This is a genomic window from Sphingobium sp. SYK-6, assembly GCF_000283515.1.
GTDB lineage: Bacteria > Pseudomonadota > Alphaproteobacteria > Sphingomonadales > Sphingomonadaceae > Sphingobium > Sphingobium lignivorans.
The window spans coordinates 875,597-891,677 of record NC_015976.1; the positions used below are offsets into that span (position 1 = coordinate 875,597).

The window sequence follows — 16,081 nt, forward strand, 5'->3', positions numbered from 1 at the left end:
GATCATGCGCACCCGACGACTGAACTCTGCCACCCTGCTGATGGCATCCGCTGCTGCCCTTTGCGCCATGCCCGCACAGGCGAAGGATGCCGTCGCGCAGCCCGCTGCCGCCCGCTGCGAAGCGCTGGCCGGGCAGTCCTTCGGCCCGGACGTCAAGATCCTCTCGGCGCGCCATGTCGCCGCAACGCCGCCCAGCGACCAGGTGAATGCCCATGGCTGGCGCATCTCCTCCGCGCTCCCGGGGCACTGCCGGGTCGATGGCATCATCAACGAGCGGCAGGGCGCCGGCGGCAAGACCTATGGCATCCGCTACGCGATCGCGATGCCGGACGACTGGCAGGGCCGCTTCCTCCTGCAGGGTGGCGGCGGACTGAATGGTTCGGTGCTGGAGCCGACGGGCCCGGTTGCGGCCAATGGCGTGCCAGCGCTGGCGCGTGGCTTTGCCGTCATCAGCCATGACAGCGGCCATGAAGGCGCGGTGTTCGACAATAGTTTCATGGCCGACCAGCGGGCCGCGCTGGATTTTGCCGAGACTTCGGTCCGCACGGCCACGCTGCTGGGCAAGAAGGTGACCACCGCTTATTATGGCCGGGATATCGCGCACAGCTATATGGCGGGCTGCTCGACCGGCGGCCGCGAGGCCATGCTGGCTTCCCAGCGCTATCCCGAATTGTTCGACGGCATCATTGCCGGTGCCCCGGCCATGCGCACGGGGGATTCCAATCTCGCCATCGACTATTCGCATGTCCTGTTCAATCAGGTCGCCCCGAAGGGCGCGGACGGCAAGCCGGACGTCTCCGCCCTGTTCAGCGATGCGGTGCGCCAGACCATCCTCCACGGGCTGCTGGCCCAGTGCGATGGGCTCGACGGCCTCAAGGACGGCATGATCGAGAATGTCGCGCAATGCCGCTTCGATCCCGCGAAGCTGGTCTGCAAGCCGGGCCAGAGCAAGGACTGCATCAGCGCGGGTCTGGCGGGCGCGCTCAAGGCGGGCTTCGCGGGGCCGCGCGACAAGGCGGGTTATCCCCTCTACACGGCGATGCCCTTCGATACCGGCATCGTCGTGAAGCCGATGGGCTATCTGCCCACCGGGGCTCCCGGCCCGTTCGGCCCGCCCAGCACGGAGGCCGCCATTGATCTCGATGCGCGCATCCAGGCCATCCGCAACGACCCCGTGCAGCGCCTGACCGATACCAACTACTGGACCAATCTCGGCACATTCCTCGATCGCGGCGGGAAGATGCTCTTCTTCCACGGCGTTTCGGACTTCTGGTTCTCGGCGCAGGCGACCTGGGACTATTATGAGCGCGCGGCGGAGACGAACGGCAAGGCGTTCACGGATGCCACGCGCTTCTACATGGTGCCGGGCATGCTGCATTGTCAGGGCGGCAATGCCTTCGACCAGTTCGACATGCTGGGCGCGCTGGTCGACTGGGTGGAAGAGGGCAAGGCGCCCGAGGCCATTGTCGCCGCGCGGAAGGATTTGCCGGAGGAAACCCGGCCGCTCTGCCCCTATCCCGGCCATGCCCGCTATGTGGGTGGCGACGCAAAGAAGGCGAGCGCCTTCGCCTGCACGCCCGCACAGGACGTCCCGGCAGGCGACTGACGCCGGCAGCGGGGGCGTTCTCGCCAGCCTACGCTGAAAGTCTTTTTCGAGGGCGCGGCCTCGTCCCGGCCTGCGTCTGCGCAGACAGGGGGGAGCGCGATCGGAAGGACCGCGCTCCCTTTCTTCCGGGTCAGCTCGCCTTGGTGGCGGCGATCCAGTCGTCGATCTTCTTCTCGAGCACGGTCATGGGGAGCGAGCCCGTCATGAGAACCTGGGCATGGAAGGCCTTGGCATCGAACTTCGGCCCCAGCTCGTCCTGCGCCTTCTTCTTGAGCCGCTGGATGGTCAGCGCGCCGATCTTGTAGGCGAGCGCCTGGCTGGGGATGGCGATGTAGCGCTCGACTTCCGCCGTGGCGTCCGTCTTGCCCATCGAGCTGTTGTCCAGCATGTACTGGATCGCCTGCTCGCGGGTCCATCCCTTGGCATGGATGCCGCTGTCGACGACCAGCCGCATCGCGCGGAGCATCTCGTCGTCATAATGACCCATGCGCTGATAGGGGTCCTCGAACAGGCCGAAGTCGAAGCCCAGCGTCTCTGCATAGAGGGCCCAGCCCTCGACATAGGCCGTGTTGCCCCCGAAGCGCATGAAGGCGGGGAGACCTTCATTCTCCTGCGCGAGGCTGAGCTGGAAATGATGCCCCGGTGCGCCTTCGTGCAGATAGAGCGTGGTCATGCCCGGCAGGCTGCGCGAGGGCAGGTCGTAGGCATTGAAGTAGAACACGCCCGGCCGTGAGCCATCGGGCGTCCCGTTCTCATAGGAGCCGCCCGCCTCGAACTTCTCGCGAAACTCGGGATAGGGCCGGATTTCCAGCGGCGCCTTGGGCAGGGTCGAGAACTGGCTTCCCACTTTCTGGTCCACCACTTTCCCGATGCGATAGAATTCCTCCGTCATCCATTCGCGCGACTTGGGATGGAATTCCGGCGAATCCCGCAAATGCGCGAAGAACTGCTGGAGCGTCCCCTTGAAGCCCACTTCCTTGCGCACCGCCTCCATGTTCTTCTGGATGCGGGCGACCTCGGAGAGGCCGAGCTGGTGGACATAGTCGGCGGTGAGGGGGAGGGTGGTCGTGCCGCGGATCAGCTCGCCATAGAGCAGGTCGCCGCCCTTCATGGTGCTCAGTCCCACGGTCTCCCGGGCGACGGGCAGATATTCGGTGGCCAGGAAATCCCGCATCCGCTTCTGCGCCGGGTTGATGCCGTTCACGATGATGTCGCGATAGGCGGCGGTGAGCCGGGTCTTGTCCGCTTCGGAGATGCCTTCGGGGAAGTTGAGCACGGGCTGGTAGAAAGGCGATTCCTCGACACTCTGTGCGGCCAGATTGTCGAACTGCTGGATCACATTGTTGATCGTGAGCTTGGTTTCCACCACGCCGCTGGCCATGCCCTGCCGGAAGCGTTCGATGGCGCGGTCCGTGAGCGCGATATAGTCCTTGTGGCGCTTGAGATTGTTCTCGTAGTCCTCAAGCGTCTTGAACGGTGCGGCGCCCTTGCCCGAGGCGAAGGTCGGATAGAAGGTGTGGAAGCCGCTGAAGTGATTGACCGGTCGGACGATCGTCAGGGCCAGGATTTCGGGGCGCAGTCCCCTCAACGCCTCGTCGGTCTGCCACTCGAATACGTCATAGGCGATCTGGTTCTGCGCGGTCAGTCTTGACCGGTCGATGGCTTTCAGGGCTGCCAGATCCTGCTCGGCCGCCTTGCGTTCGGCATCGATATAGGCGTCCGTGAGATAATCCCCCAGCCGGTCTGCATAGCGCAAGTCGCCACGGAAGATGGCGTTGATGGGATTGCGCTTCAGATTGGCTTCGTCCGAAGCGGCGAACAGGGCGAAGAGCCTCTGGTCTTCGCTCTGGGCGGACTGCGTTGCGGGCGCGGCGCCATGGCCTTCATGCTGGGCCAGGGCCGGCGGGGCGAGCATCGCCGTACCGAGCAGAAGGGCAATCGCCCGGGTGGTTCGCGAGGCGCGAGACATGCATCATCCTTTCGATCTGAGAGCGATCATCGCTGATCGTGTGTTGCGTGCCTAACACTGCGCGTGCGGCCCCGCAATCTGCCCGGAACATGGATGTGTGCATGAAGGCAGGCCCCCTCCGGCGATGCGGAAGGGGCCTGCGCGGGAGGATCAGCGGAAGGCGTTGTGGACGACCTTCACGACGCGTCCGGTCTTGATGTTGACGAGCAGCGCATCGTTATAGTGGCGCACCCAGCGCTGGTTCACGCCCGGCTTGGCCCAGCGGAAGCGGCCATAATCCGAGACGATATAGGCGCGGCCATAATAAGCCGGCTGGATACGCGCGCCGGGCTGGAAGCGCTGGTAGCGGAAGGTGGCGCGCCAGGGATGGGCGCGATTATAGTCCCGGACCTCGCGTGCATAGTCCCAGCGGGCGTCCCGAACATCGCGTTTCGCCTCGCGCAGGTCCTGCCGGGCATCGTGCACCTTGCGCGCGTCCTTCTGCGCCTGATGGCGCTCCTGCTGATAATGGCTGGCCGGCTGCGCCATGGCGGTGGCCGGCAGGAGGGCCAGGGTAGCGAGGCCGGCAAGGATCAGTTTCTTCATGGCATGACACTCCTTGTATCTTTGCCGGGCGCGGCGTGGATGCCGTGAGGAGGAGGAGCAGAACCGCCGCCGCACCCGACATGGCCCTTATGGAGCCGGAGCGCTGAACGGCGCGGGAACGGCGCTGTCAGCTTTCGCTCATAAGTGTCTCAAATTGTCTGTGGGCGCGGGGATCGGAGGCGAGTTCAGGGCTTGCTGTGCGGTTCCCAGCGCCGCTCGCGATACCAGCGAGTCACGACATATTTGACGCCCCGGCTCACGGGCAGCGCCGCGTGGAGCGTGTCGTGGTTGGGCGATCCGTCCGCATTCATGTTGTTCCACATCAGCAGCGTGCCCGCCCGCGGCGGCACGGTGAGGCCGAGGCGCGGGAAGTGCGTTTCGCCGCCTTCCTCGACGTCGCAGAGATAGGCCATCGCCGTCCAGCAGCGCTGCCCTCCGCTCACGCGCATGGCCGGCCAGTAATGCACATTGCCGGGAAAATAATCGCAGTGGAGGTGATATTGCTGGGTCTGCTCGTAGCGCTGGCCCTGGAGCAGCTCTCCATGGTCGCCTTCCATCCCCATCAGCGCGTCGATGCGCTTTGTGATGGCGATGACGAACGGATCGTAGATGTCGAGATTGCAACTGCTGCTGGTGCGGTAGCCGGAGGCCGTGCCCGAGAACAGCTTGGATGGCTTGCAGCCCGCGTCGATCTTGTCGATCAGCTTCGCGCATTCCGCAGGCGACACCAGGCCGTGGCGCAGGAACATCTCGGCTTTGTCGGTGGGTAGGCGGCTGACCATGGGATTGCGCGCCAAGCGCTGGCGAGTTCGCTCCCCAATCCCCGCCCGTGCCTGCGATGGAACGTCTGCGTCATCGAGCCATGTCTGCGTCATGAGGGAGGCTCCTGCCATCGGTCGAACGCTGGGGCAAGAGCGCAGAGCCACGCCGAGGGGCAGGACGTGCAGCGAAAAAGGACCGGCTCTCGCCGTTGGGAGAGCCGGTCCAGTCTTTCCTGAAGGCCGATCAGGAAGTCGTCCCGGGAAGCGCTGGCGCTTACCAGAAGAAGTTGTGGATCACGTCGACGACATAGCCATCGCGGATGTCCACGAGCAGGGCATCGTCATAATAGCGGACCCAGCGGAGCGAGCCGTAGGCGGGCGGCAGGCGATAATAATAAGGGTCGTTGATCCAGTAGCTCGACGAAAACAGCATGTTGCTCAGGTAGAAACCGATCGAGAACGACCGGTAGCCATAGCTCCAGCCATAAGGTGCGCGGTAGGCCGGCAGCCTGTAGATCGTGCGGTGGCGCACTCGATAGCTGTTCCAGTCATAGCGCCTGTCGTTGCGCCAGCGATTGTCCCAGCGCCGCTGATCCGACCACCGCTCGCGTTCGTTCAGCCGGCGCTGGTCGTTCCAGCCCCGCTGGCGCGACCAGTCTTCCCGGTCGCGGGACCAACCCTCCCGATTGCGGGCATCGTCGCGACCGCGGGACCAGCCCTCTCGGTTCCGGGCATCGTCGCGACCGCGATCATCTCGCTGCCAGTCGGCGCGTCGCCGGTCGTCGCCATTACGCGACCAGGTCCCGTCGTTCCGCCCGCGATCATTGCGTGCTTCCTCGCCGGGCCGTCGATCGCCGCGGCGCGGCCCATCGTTCTGGCTGCGGTCATCATTGCCGCGGCTCCAGTTGGGGCGCGGTCGATTGGCGGGGGGAACGGTGGCTCCCGGGCCGGGTTCGACCGGCGTGAGGCGACGCTGGTCGGGCCAGTTGGTCACTTCCGGGCGTCCGACCCGGTTCTCCCGATCGCCGCCTCTTCGCTGGCCGTTGTCGCCCTGCGCGCGCGAGGGCGGGACCCGCGTGGTCGTGACTGCCGAAGGGGGACGCTGCTGCCGGGCAGCGGGCGGGGACGACGGAGCGGACTGCCGCCGTTCGGTTCGGGGTGTGGGTTGGGGGCGCGCGGACATATTGCCTTCGACAGCCACGCGCGGGCGATTGCGCCCTTCGTTCGGCTGGGCGAGAGCCGGCGCGGTGGTGCCCAGCACGGTGGTCACCATCAAACCCAGGGAAAGCATCCGTCTCATCAGGAGTTCCTCAAAAACAGGCGAATCGTCGCCATTGAGGACGTTATGGAGCCGGGGGGCTGTCCCGGCGCTGAACATCTGTGTCAGCCAGCGGCAAGCTTGCCCCAAAGCGGGACCGGGGGCTCTATGGCTCCCCACTGTCCGCCGGCGGCGTGAGGCCGGGAACGCGCCGGGCTGCATCATCAGGCGCGATGCCGGGCGCGGGCGCGGCGGCCACGCGCTCCTCACCGCGCATGATCCGCCCGGCCTGCCGAATGGCTTCGCGGATCCTGGGATAGGTGCCGCAACGGCAGATGTTGGTCATCGCCGCTTCGATCTCGGCGTCGGTCGGATTGCTGTTGCGCTTGAGCAGCACGGACGCGGTCATGATCATGCCGGACTGGCAATAGCCGCATTGGGGCACGTTCTGGGCCGCCCAGGCCTGCTGGAGCGGGTGGCTGCGATCCGGCGAAAGGCCCTCGATTGTCGTGACGAAACGCCCCTCGATTGCCGCGATGGTGACCTGACAGGCGCGGATGGCCTGCCCATCGACATCGACCGTGCAGGCGCCGCAGTCGCCCGTGCCGCAGCCATATTTGGTGCCGGTGAGGTTCGAGGCATCGCGCAGCGCCCAGAGCAGCGGGGTCTGCGGGTCCATGCGGTACTGCACCGGGCGATCGTTGACGGTAAACTTGGTCATGGCGAGTGAACGGCCCTTAGAGCAGTTTCACGTCGGATGGGAGCGCCTCGCGATCCGAAAATGCGAAGCGCTCCGGCTGCCACGGTCGTGAACGCTTCCGGCTTGGTTGAGCTCAGTCGCGCCAGCTGGGGTCGATCCGGTCGATGATGCGCGTATAAGCACCGAATTCGGCGACACCGCGCTGCTCGGGCGGGGTGGCCAGGAAGACATCGCGCTGGTGGACGGCAATCACCGCATCGGGCACGCGCAGCGGGGTGCCGGCGCTGCGCGTCGCCATCTGGATCTGGCAGGCCCGCTCGATGACATAATAGTTCACGAATGCCGCAGGCAGGGTTGGTGCCATCACCAGCAGGCCGTGATTGCGCAGGATCATGAAGCGCTTGTCGCCCAGATTCTCGATCAGCCGCGCGCCTTCCTCCTCCCGGACAGTGACGCCCTCGAAATCATGATAAGCGACCTGCCCGGCAAGCAGGCCGGAATAGAAATCGGTCGGCTGCAGGCCCTCGGCCGTGGAGGCGATCGCCATGCCGGCGGTCGTATGCGTGTGGATGATGCAATGGGCATCGGGCACATGGCGGTGAAAGACGCTGTGCTGCACGAAGCCGGCGCGATTGACGGGATAGGGGCTCTCGCCGAGCTTGTTGCCGTCGATATCGATCTTGACGAGATTGGAGGCCGTCACTTCGGAATAATGAAGGCCGAAGGGATTGATGAGGAAGGCGTGGTCCTCGCCCGGGACGCGCAGCGATATGTGATTGTAGATCAGTTCGTCCCATCCCAGATGGGCGAAGATGCGGTAGCAGGCGGCGAGCTGCTGGCGGGCCTGCCATTCGGCATCGGTGAGCGCGGGTGGTCTCAGCGCGGTGGCCATGGCTTTCTCTCCTTGCGACGTGTTCCTGCCCTTCGCTGGCGAGGGCTTGCGGCAATCATGCGCGCGAGGGCGAAAAATGTCGAGGCGGCCCGCAGAGGACGCCTTCTTCCGTCCACGCGATCTGCTATGGGGCGCCCCACGGAGTCCCCCATGAATGAGGTTGCAGGATGATCGGTCGGCTTGGCGCTCCATTGGCTCTGCTGTTGCTGGCGGCCTGTGCGCAGGTCGACAGTGGCGATCTCGGACGGCCGGGCGCGCGTCCGGCGGATGTGACGACGCTTCAGGTGATCGCCTTCAATGACTTTCACGGCCATATCGGGCCGGACGACCAGAGCGTCGTGCCGCCGGACGGCGCGGTCGATGCGCCGCGAGTCAAGGCCGGCGGCGCTGTCTATTTTGCCGAGGCAGTCGCACGCCTGCGCGCGGAAAACGCCAACAGCGCGGTCGTGTCCGCTGGCGATCTCATCAGCGCGTCACCGCTGATTTCCGGGCATTTTCTGGATGAGCCGACGATCCGGGTGATGAACGACATCACCATCGACTTCAATGCGCTGGGCAATCACGAATTCGACCGCGGGCAGGACGAGATCCGTCGCATGCAATCGGGTGGCTGCGAGCGCTATACCGTCCTGGAGCCCTGCCGCGTCATGCCGGACTTTCCCGGTGCGCGTTTCGGTTTCCTTGCCGCCAATACCCACCAGACTGACGGAACGACTCTTTTCCCGCCTTACGGCATCAAGCGTTTCGATATCGGCGGAAAGACGGTGCGCATTGCCTTTGTCGGCATGACGCTCAAGGGCACGCCGGAGATCGTGTCGCCCCGCTCCGTCGCCGGCCTGCGCTTCGCGGACGAGGCGGAGACGGCGAACGCCCTGATCCCCAGGCTGCGCGCGGAAGGGGCCGACATCCTCGCGATCCTCGTCCACGAAGGCGGCGTCATGGCGCCCGAGGGCGACCGGAGCGACTGCAATGGCCTCACCGGCGCGTTGAAGCCGATTCTCCAAAGGCTGGACCCGGCGTTCGACCTGGTGATTTCCGGCCACACGCATCAGGCCTATGTCTGTTCCTACGCGCAGGTCGATCCGACTCGGCCCTTTCTTGTCACCAGCGCCGGACAATATGGCACGCTGCTGACCCGAATCACGCTCAGCTACGATCTCGGTGCCCGTCGCCTCGTCTCCAAGCAGGCGGAGAATCTGGTCGTGCAGCAAAGCGGCGAGGCTGCCGCGCGCCAGCCGGACATCGCGGCACTGGTGAGTCGCTATCAGGCGGCCGCGGCAGACGTGACCGGCCGCGTCGTGGGACGGGTCGCCGGGCCGCTGGAAAAGATGACCGATGCCACAGGCCAGAGCGCCCTTGGCAATCTGATTGCCGATGCGCAGCGTGCTGCCATGGCGGCGCCGGCCTCCGGCGGCGCGCAGATCGCGTTCATGAATCCCGGCGGCATTCGCGGTTCGATCACGCCAGGGCCGGACGGTACGGTGTCTTTCGGCGATCTCTACCGGGTCCAGCCCTTCGGCAACACGCTGGTCGTGAAGGCCCTGACCGGGGCGCAGATCCGGGAAGCGCTGGAATTCCAGTTCCTGCGCGCCGAAAGCCCAAGCATTCTCTCGGTTTCGAAAGGATTTTCCTTTGCTTTCGACCTGCGCCGTCCGGCTGGGCAGCGCATCGTGGAGGCGACGCTGGACGGGGCGCCCCTGAATGACGAGACGACCTACCGTGTCGCGATGAGCAACTTCCTGGGGCAGGGGGGCGATGGCTTCACGATGCTCGCCGACGCGCCGCTTGTCGCGGAAGGTCCGCTCGATGTCGCTGCGCTGGAGGCCTATGTCGCGTCCCGCCCGGGCATGGCTGTTCCCGCGCTCGACCGCATCCGCAACCTGTCACCGCAATGAGGCGGCCGGGAGCGAAAGCCGGTTCCCTGCGCCTTTCCGGTCTTGATCCGGTAACCTCTCCCTGATATGGGGCGGGCCGAGCCGCCGTGACTGATTGTCGCGGCGCGTGTTGTTTTTGGTGTCCGCGTGTGTGCGTTCGGTGACCGAGCCGCGCGGATCAGCATGGAATTGGAGACTGACGAGCTTATGCAAATCATCGTGCGCGACAACAACGTCGATCAGGCGCTGCGGGCGCTCAAGAAGAAGCTGCAGCGTGAAGGCGTGTATCGTGAGATGAAGCTGCGTCGTCACTATGAGAAGCCGTCCGAGAAGCGCGCGCGTGAGAAGGCTGCTGCCGTGCGTCGTGCCCGCAAGCTCGAGCGCAAGCGCGCCGAGCGCGACGGCGCGCGTTAAGGCGCTCTGCCGGCCGACAGGGCCGGCACGGGATGAATCTGCGAACAACATACAAGGTAGGCGGCCATGTCGGTGACGGCGGTTCCATTGCGACCCATCCAGCGCGGGTCCGTCCGCCGTTTCTGGCTCGCCGCCATTCTGGTCCTTGCGCTGGCCTTCGTGCTGGCCTGGGCCGGAAGCCAGCAGTTCGGCCGCACTGAAAGCGGCCTTCGCTACCAGATCACGCAGCAAGGCACCGGCGGCAGCCCCACGCGCGAGGATTTCGCGCTGGTCGCCTACAAGGGCATGCTGCCGGATGGCACGGTTTTCGACGAGAATCCGGGCGCACCGATGGAGCTGGCCTCCACCGTGCCGGGCTTCTCCGAGGCCGTGACCCTGCTCCAGAAAGGCGGGAGCCTGCGGGTGTGGATTCCGGCCGAGCTCGGCTATGGCGCCAATCCGCCCCCGGGAGGCGCTATTCCTCCGGACAGCCCGCTGCAGTTCGATATCCGCCTGATCGAGTTCAAGACGCGCGCGGAAATCATGGAAACGCAGCGCATGATGCAGATGCAGCAGATGATGCAGCAGCAGATGGGTGGACCGCCGCCCGAGGCGATGGAGCAGGGCGGGCAGCCCTGACAAGCTGACCTGCTGGCCCGCCACGGGCCGGCTTTTCCAGTCCGAATTGCCTGTCTCTCGGCGGATGCGGCCATGCCGCGCTGTTCAGCGAATCTGCTCCTGCCCTGAAACCCCGCGGGTATTTTTGCGACAATCAGGTGACGTCCGGGGACGGGGCCGGCTCAGTGCCGTTCTGTCAGGCCGGTTACGTTGTTGTTGCGGTCGGTCTGTCCTGTTGGCCCCATTTCCGTGCCAGGAGCGTCCGGACAGTGGTCCGGGCTCAGGACTGCTGCTGCCGCTCGGCCGTGCGTCGCTTGGCGCGTTCTTCCAGGAAGACTTTCATCACCGCGAGAATCGGGTCCGCCAGGGCCAGCCCGAGCACGCCGAACAGCGTGCCGAACAGGATCTGCGCGCCCAGCACGATGGCCGGGGCGATATCCACGGCGCGGCGGGCGACAGTGGGTGTGATGAGATAGCTCTCCACGGTCTGCACGGCGAAATAGATGCCGATCGCGAAGAGGCCGTGCTGCACGTCCACGGAAAAGCCGACCAGCGTGATGAGCACGCCTGACAGGATGGCGCCGATATTGGGCAGGAAAGCGAGCATGAAGGTGAGCACGCCGAGCAGGGTCGCCATCGGGATGCCCACGAGCGTCAGCAGGATGCCGGTGAGCACGCCCGTGACGGCCATGCCGACCAGCCGCCCAGCCATCAGCCGGCGCAGGGTGAAGCCAAGCTTGTCGATCAGGGCATGGGCCTCATCGCGTTTGTCGACCGGCACGAACCATGCGATGCCGCGCGAATAGAAGCGCGATTCCGCCGCCAGGAAAATGGCGAGCACGCCCATCATGATGAGGCTGGACATCAGTCCCGCGGCACTGCTGAGCGCGGCAGTCACGCGGCCGAGCGATCCCATGAGCTGCTCGCCGGCCTGTCGCATGTCTGAAAAGCCGATGTCGATGCCGTGCCCGGCGAGCCATGCCGATATTCGCGCGACCTGCGATTCGATGAGGGGCGGCAATTGCGCAGCCTGTTGTGCGACCTGGGTTCCTGTCAGCCAGACAGTCCAGGACACAAAGGCTGCGATTCCCACCATCAGGATCGCGAGCCGCCAGCCGCGCCCGATCGGCAGGACCCGGCCAAGCAGGCGAGTGCCGCCGTCCAGCATGACCGCGATGACGATCGCGCCCATGATGTAGAGCAAGGGCTGGATCAGGAGAACGACGAGCGCCGCGCCCCCGACGACGCCGACCCAGATGAGCGCGCGCTTGATTTCTCGCCAAAATTCAACGCTGTGGGCATCCGCGGGGCCGGGGCGTTCATCGGCCCCGCCTTGCGACTTGCTGTCCTTGGGGGCCGGCGCGGCATCCGACTGTCTGCCGCTCGCGCCTGACCCGGTCATTGAGCGGGCGTTTCCGCATGTTCGGGACGCAGCGAGGTGCCCGCACGGCCCCCCCGGAAGCTGCTGAACCATGTCGCGGGATTGAGCGTCGTGGTTCCATCGAGCGAGAAGGTGATGAATTCAGCACGCCCGCCGATCGTTTCCCACGGGATCGGGCCGCCAAGCCCTTGCTGCTCCAGGCTCACGCGGCTGTCCGCGCTGTTGTCGCGGTTGTCGCCCATCAGGAACACATGCCCCTCGGGGATGCGAACCGGCCCGTACCAGTCGATCTCGCGCGGGCCGGTGTCGACGATGGTGTAGCTGGCGCCATTGGGCAGCGTCTCGCGCTTGACCGGCAGCACGCAAACGGTCGAGCCGTCCGGCTCCACCTGCAGCGCGCCGGGCAACTGGCGGGGGTCGCAGGGGGAATTGGCGTCTACCGGCAACCTGAGCGGGGTCAGCCATTCCTGCTTCACGGGCGTGCCGTTGAGGATGACGATGCCTTCGCGCACTTCCAGCGTGTCGCCGGGAAGGCCGATGACCCGCTTGATATAATCCTCGTTGCTGTGCCGGGGCGTCGCGATCACGATGTCGCCGCGCTCGGGCATCTTGCCCCAGATGCGGCCCTCCATGAAGGGCAGGGTGATGCCCCAGGGCTCGGGTGGCGAACGCAGCACCACGTTGCGGAAAATCGCCAAGGGATTGGGGATGGTCGGCGAGACGTAGGACCAGCCATAGGCATATTTGGAGACGACGAGCCGGTCGCCCACCAGCAGGCCCGGCATCATCGACTCGGAAGGAATGTAGAAGGGCTTGGCGATGAAGCTGTGGAATCCCAGCACGGCGAGCAGAAGCAGCGTGATGCTCTTCACCTCGGCCCACCAGTCGGTGCCCTTGCTCTCCTTGCCTGTTCTGCCGGCCCGGATGCTCCTGGTCGGTTTGATCGATGCGTCGTCCGTCACGGAAACCGAGCCTCCAATATGACGAACGCCTGCGCCCAAGGGTGATCGTCGGTCAATGTCACATGAACAAATAGGCTGGCGCCCGGCGGGGTCAAGACATCGAGACGCGCTCTCGCACCGCCCGTCAGCGCCAGCGTGGGCGCGCCGGACGGCAGGTTGACCACGCCGATGTCCTTCATGAACACGCCGGCCTTGAAGCCTGTGCCCACCGCTTTCGAGAAAGCTTCCTTCGCGGCGAAGCGCTTGGCCAGCGTCGCGGCCTTGGTGAACGGCCGCCGGCTTGCCTTGGCGCGCTCCACGTCCGTGAACACGCGGGCCTCGAATTTCTCGCCGAAGCGGTCCAGAGACGCCTGGATTCGCTCGATATTGCAGAGATCGGAGCCGAGGCCGATGATCATGGGAGCGTCCTCATCCGCGCGCCGCATCCATTTGCCGGCGCATTTCAGCCACGCTTTCGTGCAGGCCGAGGAAAATCGCTTCGCCGATCAGGAAATGGCCGATGTTGAGCTCGGCGATTTGCGGAATGGCAGCGATCGGCCCGACATTGTCATAAGTGAGGCCATGGCCGGCATGGGGCTCAATGCCGTTCTTGGCGGCAAGGGCGGCCATGTCGGCGATGCGGCGCAGTTCCGCCGCGCGTTCCATGCCCTCGACCTCGCAATAACGGCCGGTATGCAGCTCGACGACAGGTGCCCGCAGGCGCAGCGCCGCCTCGATCTGGCGTGGATCCGCCTCGATGAACAGCGATACCCGGCAGCCGGCCTCGCGGAGTCGGTCGATCATCGGCGCCAGATGATTGTGCAGCCCCGCCGCGTCGAGTCCGCCCTCGGTCGTTCGTTCCTCGCGCCGTTCGGGCACGAGGCACACGGCATGCGGCCGGTGGCGCAGCGCGATCGCCAGCATTTCCTCCGTCGCGGCCATCTCGAAATTGAACGGAATGTCCAGTGCGGCCGAGAGGCGGGCGATGTCCTCGTCGGTGATATGCCGCCTGTCCTCGCGCAGATGCGCGGTGATGCCGTCCGCGCCTGCCGCCTGCGCCGCCAGCGCTGCGCGCACCGGGTCCGGATAGCGGGTTCCGCGCGCGTTCCGGATTGTCGCGACATGGTCGATATTGACGCCGAGGCGCAGATGGTCGGTCATGGACAGGCTACTTTCGAGAGGATGTCATAGCGAAGCCCCCGCTTGCCCGGGGATCGCCGAAAGCGCCGGAAACGCGCCATTGGATCGGCCATCAACTGAGACCGATTCGGCGAGCCAATATAGAGAGCCGGGCAGGGCCGCCGCCACCGCGATGAGCAGCAGGGCCCCGGCCCGGATCACTGCCGGCTGCCGGGCTTAATCGCGGGGATCGCCGCCAGTTCCGGCGGCACTTCGTCCGGCTCGTAGACCGGGAAGTTGAGGCTCACCAGATTGAAGAAAGGCACGCCCAGATTGGCTTCGCCCGCCGAGCGATCGACCAGCGCCGCCTCCGCGATCACTTCGCCGCCCGCCGCGCGCACGGCGTCCATGGCCTGCCGCGAGGAGAGGCCCGTCGTGACGACGTCCTCCACCATCAGTACTTTCTGGCCCGGCGCGAGCGCGAAGCCGCGGCGGAACATGAAGGTGCCCTCCGGGCGCTCCAGGAACAGAGCGTCGCAGTTCAGTGCGCGGCCCATCTCATGGCCGATGATGACGCCGCCCATCGCGGGCGAAACGACCACATCCACGGCGGAGCGGATGTCGCGCGGCAGCTTCTGGGCCAGCGCGATGGCGAGGCGTGCGGCCCGCTCCGGGTTCATGAGCACGCGTGCGCATTGCAGATAGCTGGCGCTGTGCTTGCCCGAGGAAAGCAGGAAATGCCCCTGCAGCAGGGCATCGGCCGCCCGGAACTCGGCGAGCACTTCTGATTCTGTCATTGGTTCATGGGCCTTCTTTATATGCGCGGGGCAGATAGCGGCGGATGCGCGGACAATCAACGTCTCCCGCTGCCATTTGAGTGCTTGAGGCATCGGGAATGCCTGCGTATATGGCCCGGTGATGAAAGAGGGGGGCCGTTGTTTCCGCCTGGGAACCAGCGGCCTGAAAACGTAAGGCAGGTCGACCGCATGAACATAAGAATCAAGGGCTTCATGATGGCGATGGCCATGGGACTGAGCGCGCTTGCGCCGTCCGCGGCTATGGCGCAGGCTGAAGCGGCTCCGGTCGCGGCGGCTCCGGCTCCGGAGACGCCCGCAACCACTGGTGAGGCAGCGGCGACCGCCGCGGCTCCGGCTTTCGACCATGCCAGGCCCGTCGAGGGCGTCGGCATGCCCAAGCCGGGCGAAACCTATTTTCAGGAGCAGGTGACGCCGACCGGCCGTTATGCCTGGTGGATGCACTCTTATGTGCTGATGCCGGTGATCACGATCATTTCGCTGTTCGTGCTCGGCCTTCTGCTCTGGGTGATGGTGCGCTATCGCCGCGCCGCGAACCCCGACGCCTCGCGCACCTCGCACAACACGCTGATCGAAATCATCTGGACGGTCGTCCCGGTGCTCATCCTGGTCGGCATCGCCATTCCCTCGATCGACCTGCTCGCCAAGCAGTTCAAGCCCGCGCCTGCCGATGCGGTCACCGTCAAGGTCACCGGTTATCAGTGGTACTGGGGCTATGAATATCCCGACAACGGGATCGGCGAATATGTCTCGAACATGCTGACCGACGAGCAGGCGCTCGAGCGCGGCGAGCCGCGTCTGCTGGGCGTGGACAACCGTATCGTCCTGCCCGTCGGCGTGCCGGTCAAGCTCATCATCACGGGCGCCGACGTCATTCACAGCTTCTCCATTCCGGCCTTCTGGGTGAAGGAGGATGCCGTGCCCGGCCGCCTCAACGAGAAGACCTTCACGATCGAGAAGGAAGGCGTCTATTACGGCGTGTGTTCCGAGCTGTGCGGCGCGCGTCACGGCTTCATGCCGATCGCCGTCGAGGCCGTGAGCCCCGAACGATTCGCGCAGTGGGTCAGGTCGCAGGGCGGCACGATGCCCGGCGAAGAGGCCGCCGCCGAACCCGCCGCCGCCAACGCTGCCGCGCCCGCCCCGGCGCCCGCTACCGCTTCCTGAGGTAA

At 65.7% G+C, this 16,081-nt stretch carries 16 protein-coding genes; 5 read left to right on the plus strand and 11 right to left on the minus strand.

The genetic code is table 11. The annotated features are described in order from the left end of the window. The first annotated feature begins 4 nt into the window (after positions 1–4). Positions 5–1,606 carry a DUF6351 family protein gene (locus SLG_RS04045; protein ID WP_158512673.1) on the plus strand — a complete coding sequence of 534 codons (1,602 nt, stop codon included), beginning with the start codon at positions 5–7 and terminating at the stop codon, positions 1,604–1,606. 130 nt (positions 1,607–1,736) lie between these two features. Here the strand turns inward: SLG_RS04045 and SLG_RS04050 are convergent, their stop codons facing one another. From SLG_RS04050 to SLG_RS04075, 6 genes are all read right to left on the minus strand, one after another. After that, positions 1,737–3,575, minus strand: a complete 1,839-nt coding sequence (locus SLG_RS04050) for a DUF885 domain-containing protein (RefSeq protein WP_014075148.1) — start codon at positions 3,573–3,575, stop codon at positions 1,737–1,739. A 150-nt stretch (positions 3,576–3,725) separates the two neighbouring features. After that, positions 3,726–4,160 (minus strand): RcnB family protein, encoded by a 435-nt coding sequence (locus tag SLG_RS04055; protein ID WP_014075149.1) that lies wholly within the window; start codon positions 4,158–4,160, stop codon positions 3,726–3,728. Positions 4,161–4,345: 185 nt separating this feature from the next. After that, entirely contained in the window at positions 4,346–5,035 is a 690-nt protein-coding gene (locus SLG_RS04060) for a prolyl hydroxylase family protein (RefSeq protein ID WP_014075150.1), read from the minus strand. Between the two features lie 160 nt (positions 5,036–5,195). Next, positions 5,196–6,221: an RcnB family protein gene (locus SLG_RS04065; protein WP_231848750.1), complete on the minus strand. Its 1,026-nt coding sequence runs from the start codon at positions 6,219–6,221 to the stop codon at positions 5,196–5,198. 124 nt (positions 6,222–6,345) lie between these two features. After that, entirely contained in the window at positions 6,346–6,900 is a 555-nt protein-coding gene (locus SLG_RS04070) for a (2Fe-2S)-binding protein (protein ID WP_014075152.1), read from the minus strand. A 112-nt stretch (positions 6,901–7,012) separates the two neighbouring features. Beyond that, the gene (locus SLG_RS04075) at positions 7,013–7,771 is read right to left on the minus strand and encodes a class II aldolase/adducin family protein (protein WP_014075153.1); all 759 of its coding nucleotides are present in this window, start codon (positions 7,769–7,771) and stop codon (positions 7,013–7,015) included. A gap of 167 nt (positions 7,772–7,938) precedes the next feature. On the opposite strand from SLG_RS04075, the gene SLG_RS04080 reads away from it, so the two are divergent. From SLG_RS04080 to SLG_RS04090, 3 genes are all read left to right on the plus strand, one after another. After that, the gene (locus SLG_RS04080; protein WP_014075154.1) at positions 7,939–9,666 is read left to right on the plus strand and encodes a bifunctional metallophosphatase/5'-nucleotidase; all 1,728 of its coding nucleotides are present in this window, start codon (positions 7,939–7,941) and stop codon (positions 9,664–9,666) included. A 186-nt stretch (positions 9,667–9,852) separates the two neighbouring features. Continuing rightward, entirely contained in the window at positions 9,853–10,059 is a 207-nt protein-coding gene (gene rpsU / locus SLG_RS04085; RefSeq protein ID WP_014075155.1) for a 30S ribosomal protein S21, read from the plus strand. A gap of 66 nt (positions 10,060–10,125) precedes the next feature. Continuing rightward, positions 10,126–10,677: an FKBP-type peptidyl-prolyl cis-trans isomerase gene (locus tag SLG_RS04090; RefSeq protein ID WP_014075156.1), complete on the plus strand. Its 552-nt coding sequence runs from the start codon at positions 10,126–10,128 to the stop codon at positions 10,675–10,677. A gap of 259 nt (positions 10,678–10,936) precedes the next feature. Here the strand turns inward: SLG_RS04090 and SLG_RS04095 are convergent, their stop codons facing one another. From SLG_RS04095 to pyrE, 5 genes are all read right to left on the minus strand, one after another. After that, the gene (locus SLG_RS04095; RefSeq protein ID WP_014075157.1) at positions 10,937–12,058 is read right to left on the minus strand and encodes an AI-2E family transporter; all 1,122 of its coding nucleotides are present in this window, start codon (positions 12,056–12,058) and stop codon (positions 10,937–10,939) included. Further along, positions 12,055–12,999, minus strand: coding sequence for a signal peptidase I (lepB, locus tag SLG_RS04100; RefSeq protein ID WP_014075158.1), 945 nt, complete (start codon positions 12,997–12,999; stop codon positions 12,055–12,057). Before lepB ends, SLG_RS04095 begins: the two co-directional genes overlap by 4 nt. Further along, positions 12,996–13,397 carry a holo-ACP synthase gene (gene acpS / locus SLG_RS04105; protein ID WP_014075159.1) on the minus strand — a complete coding sequence of 134 codons (402 nt, stop codon included), beginning with the start codon at positions 13,395–13,397 and terminating at the stop codon, positions 12,996–12,998. Before acpS ends, lepB begins: the two co-directional genes overlap by 4 nt. 10 nt (positions 13,398–13,407) lie before the next feature. Continuing rightward, a complete protein-coding gene (locus SLG_RS04110) occupies positions 13,408–14,139 on the minus strand; it encodes a pyridoxine 5'-phosphate synthase (RefSeq protein ID WP_014075160.1) in 732 nt (243 codons plus the stop codon). Positions 14,140–14,315: 176 nt separating this feature from the next. After that, entirely contained in the window at positions 14,316–14,894 is a 579-nt protein-coding gene (gene pyrE, locus SLG_RS04115) for an orotate phosphoribosyltransferase (RefSeq protein ID WP_014075161.1), read from the minus strand. A 189-nt stretch (positions 14,895–15,083) separates the two neighbouring features. Between pyrE and coxB the strand changes: the two genes are divergently transcribed. Then, positions 15,084–16,076, plus strand: a complete 993-nt coding sequence (gene coxB / locus SLG_RS04120; protein ID WP_014075162.1) for a cytochrome c oxidase subunit II — start codon at positions 15,084–15,086, stop codon at positions 16,074–16,076. Positions 16,077–16,081: the final 5 nt, after the last annotated feature.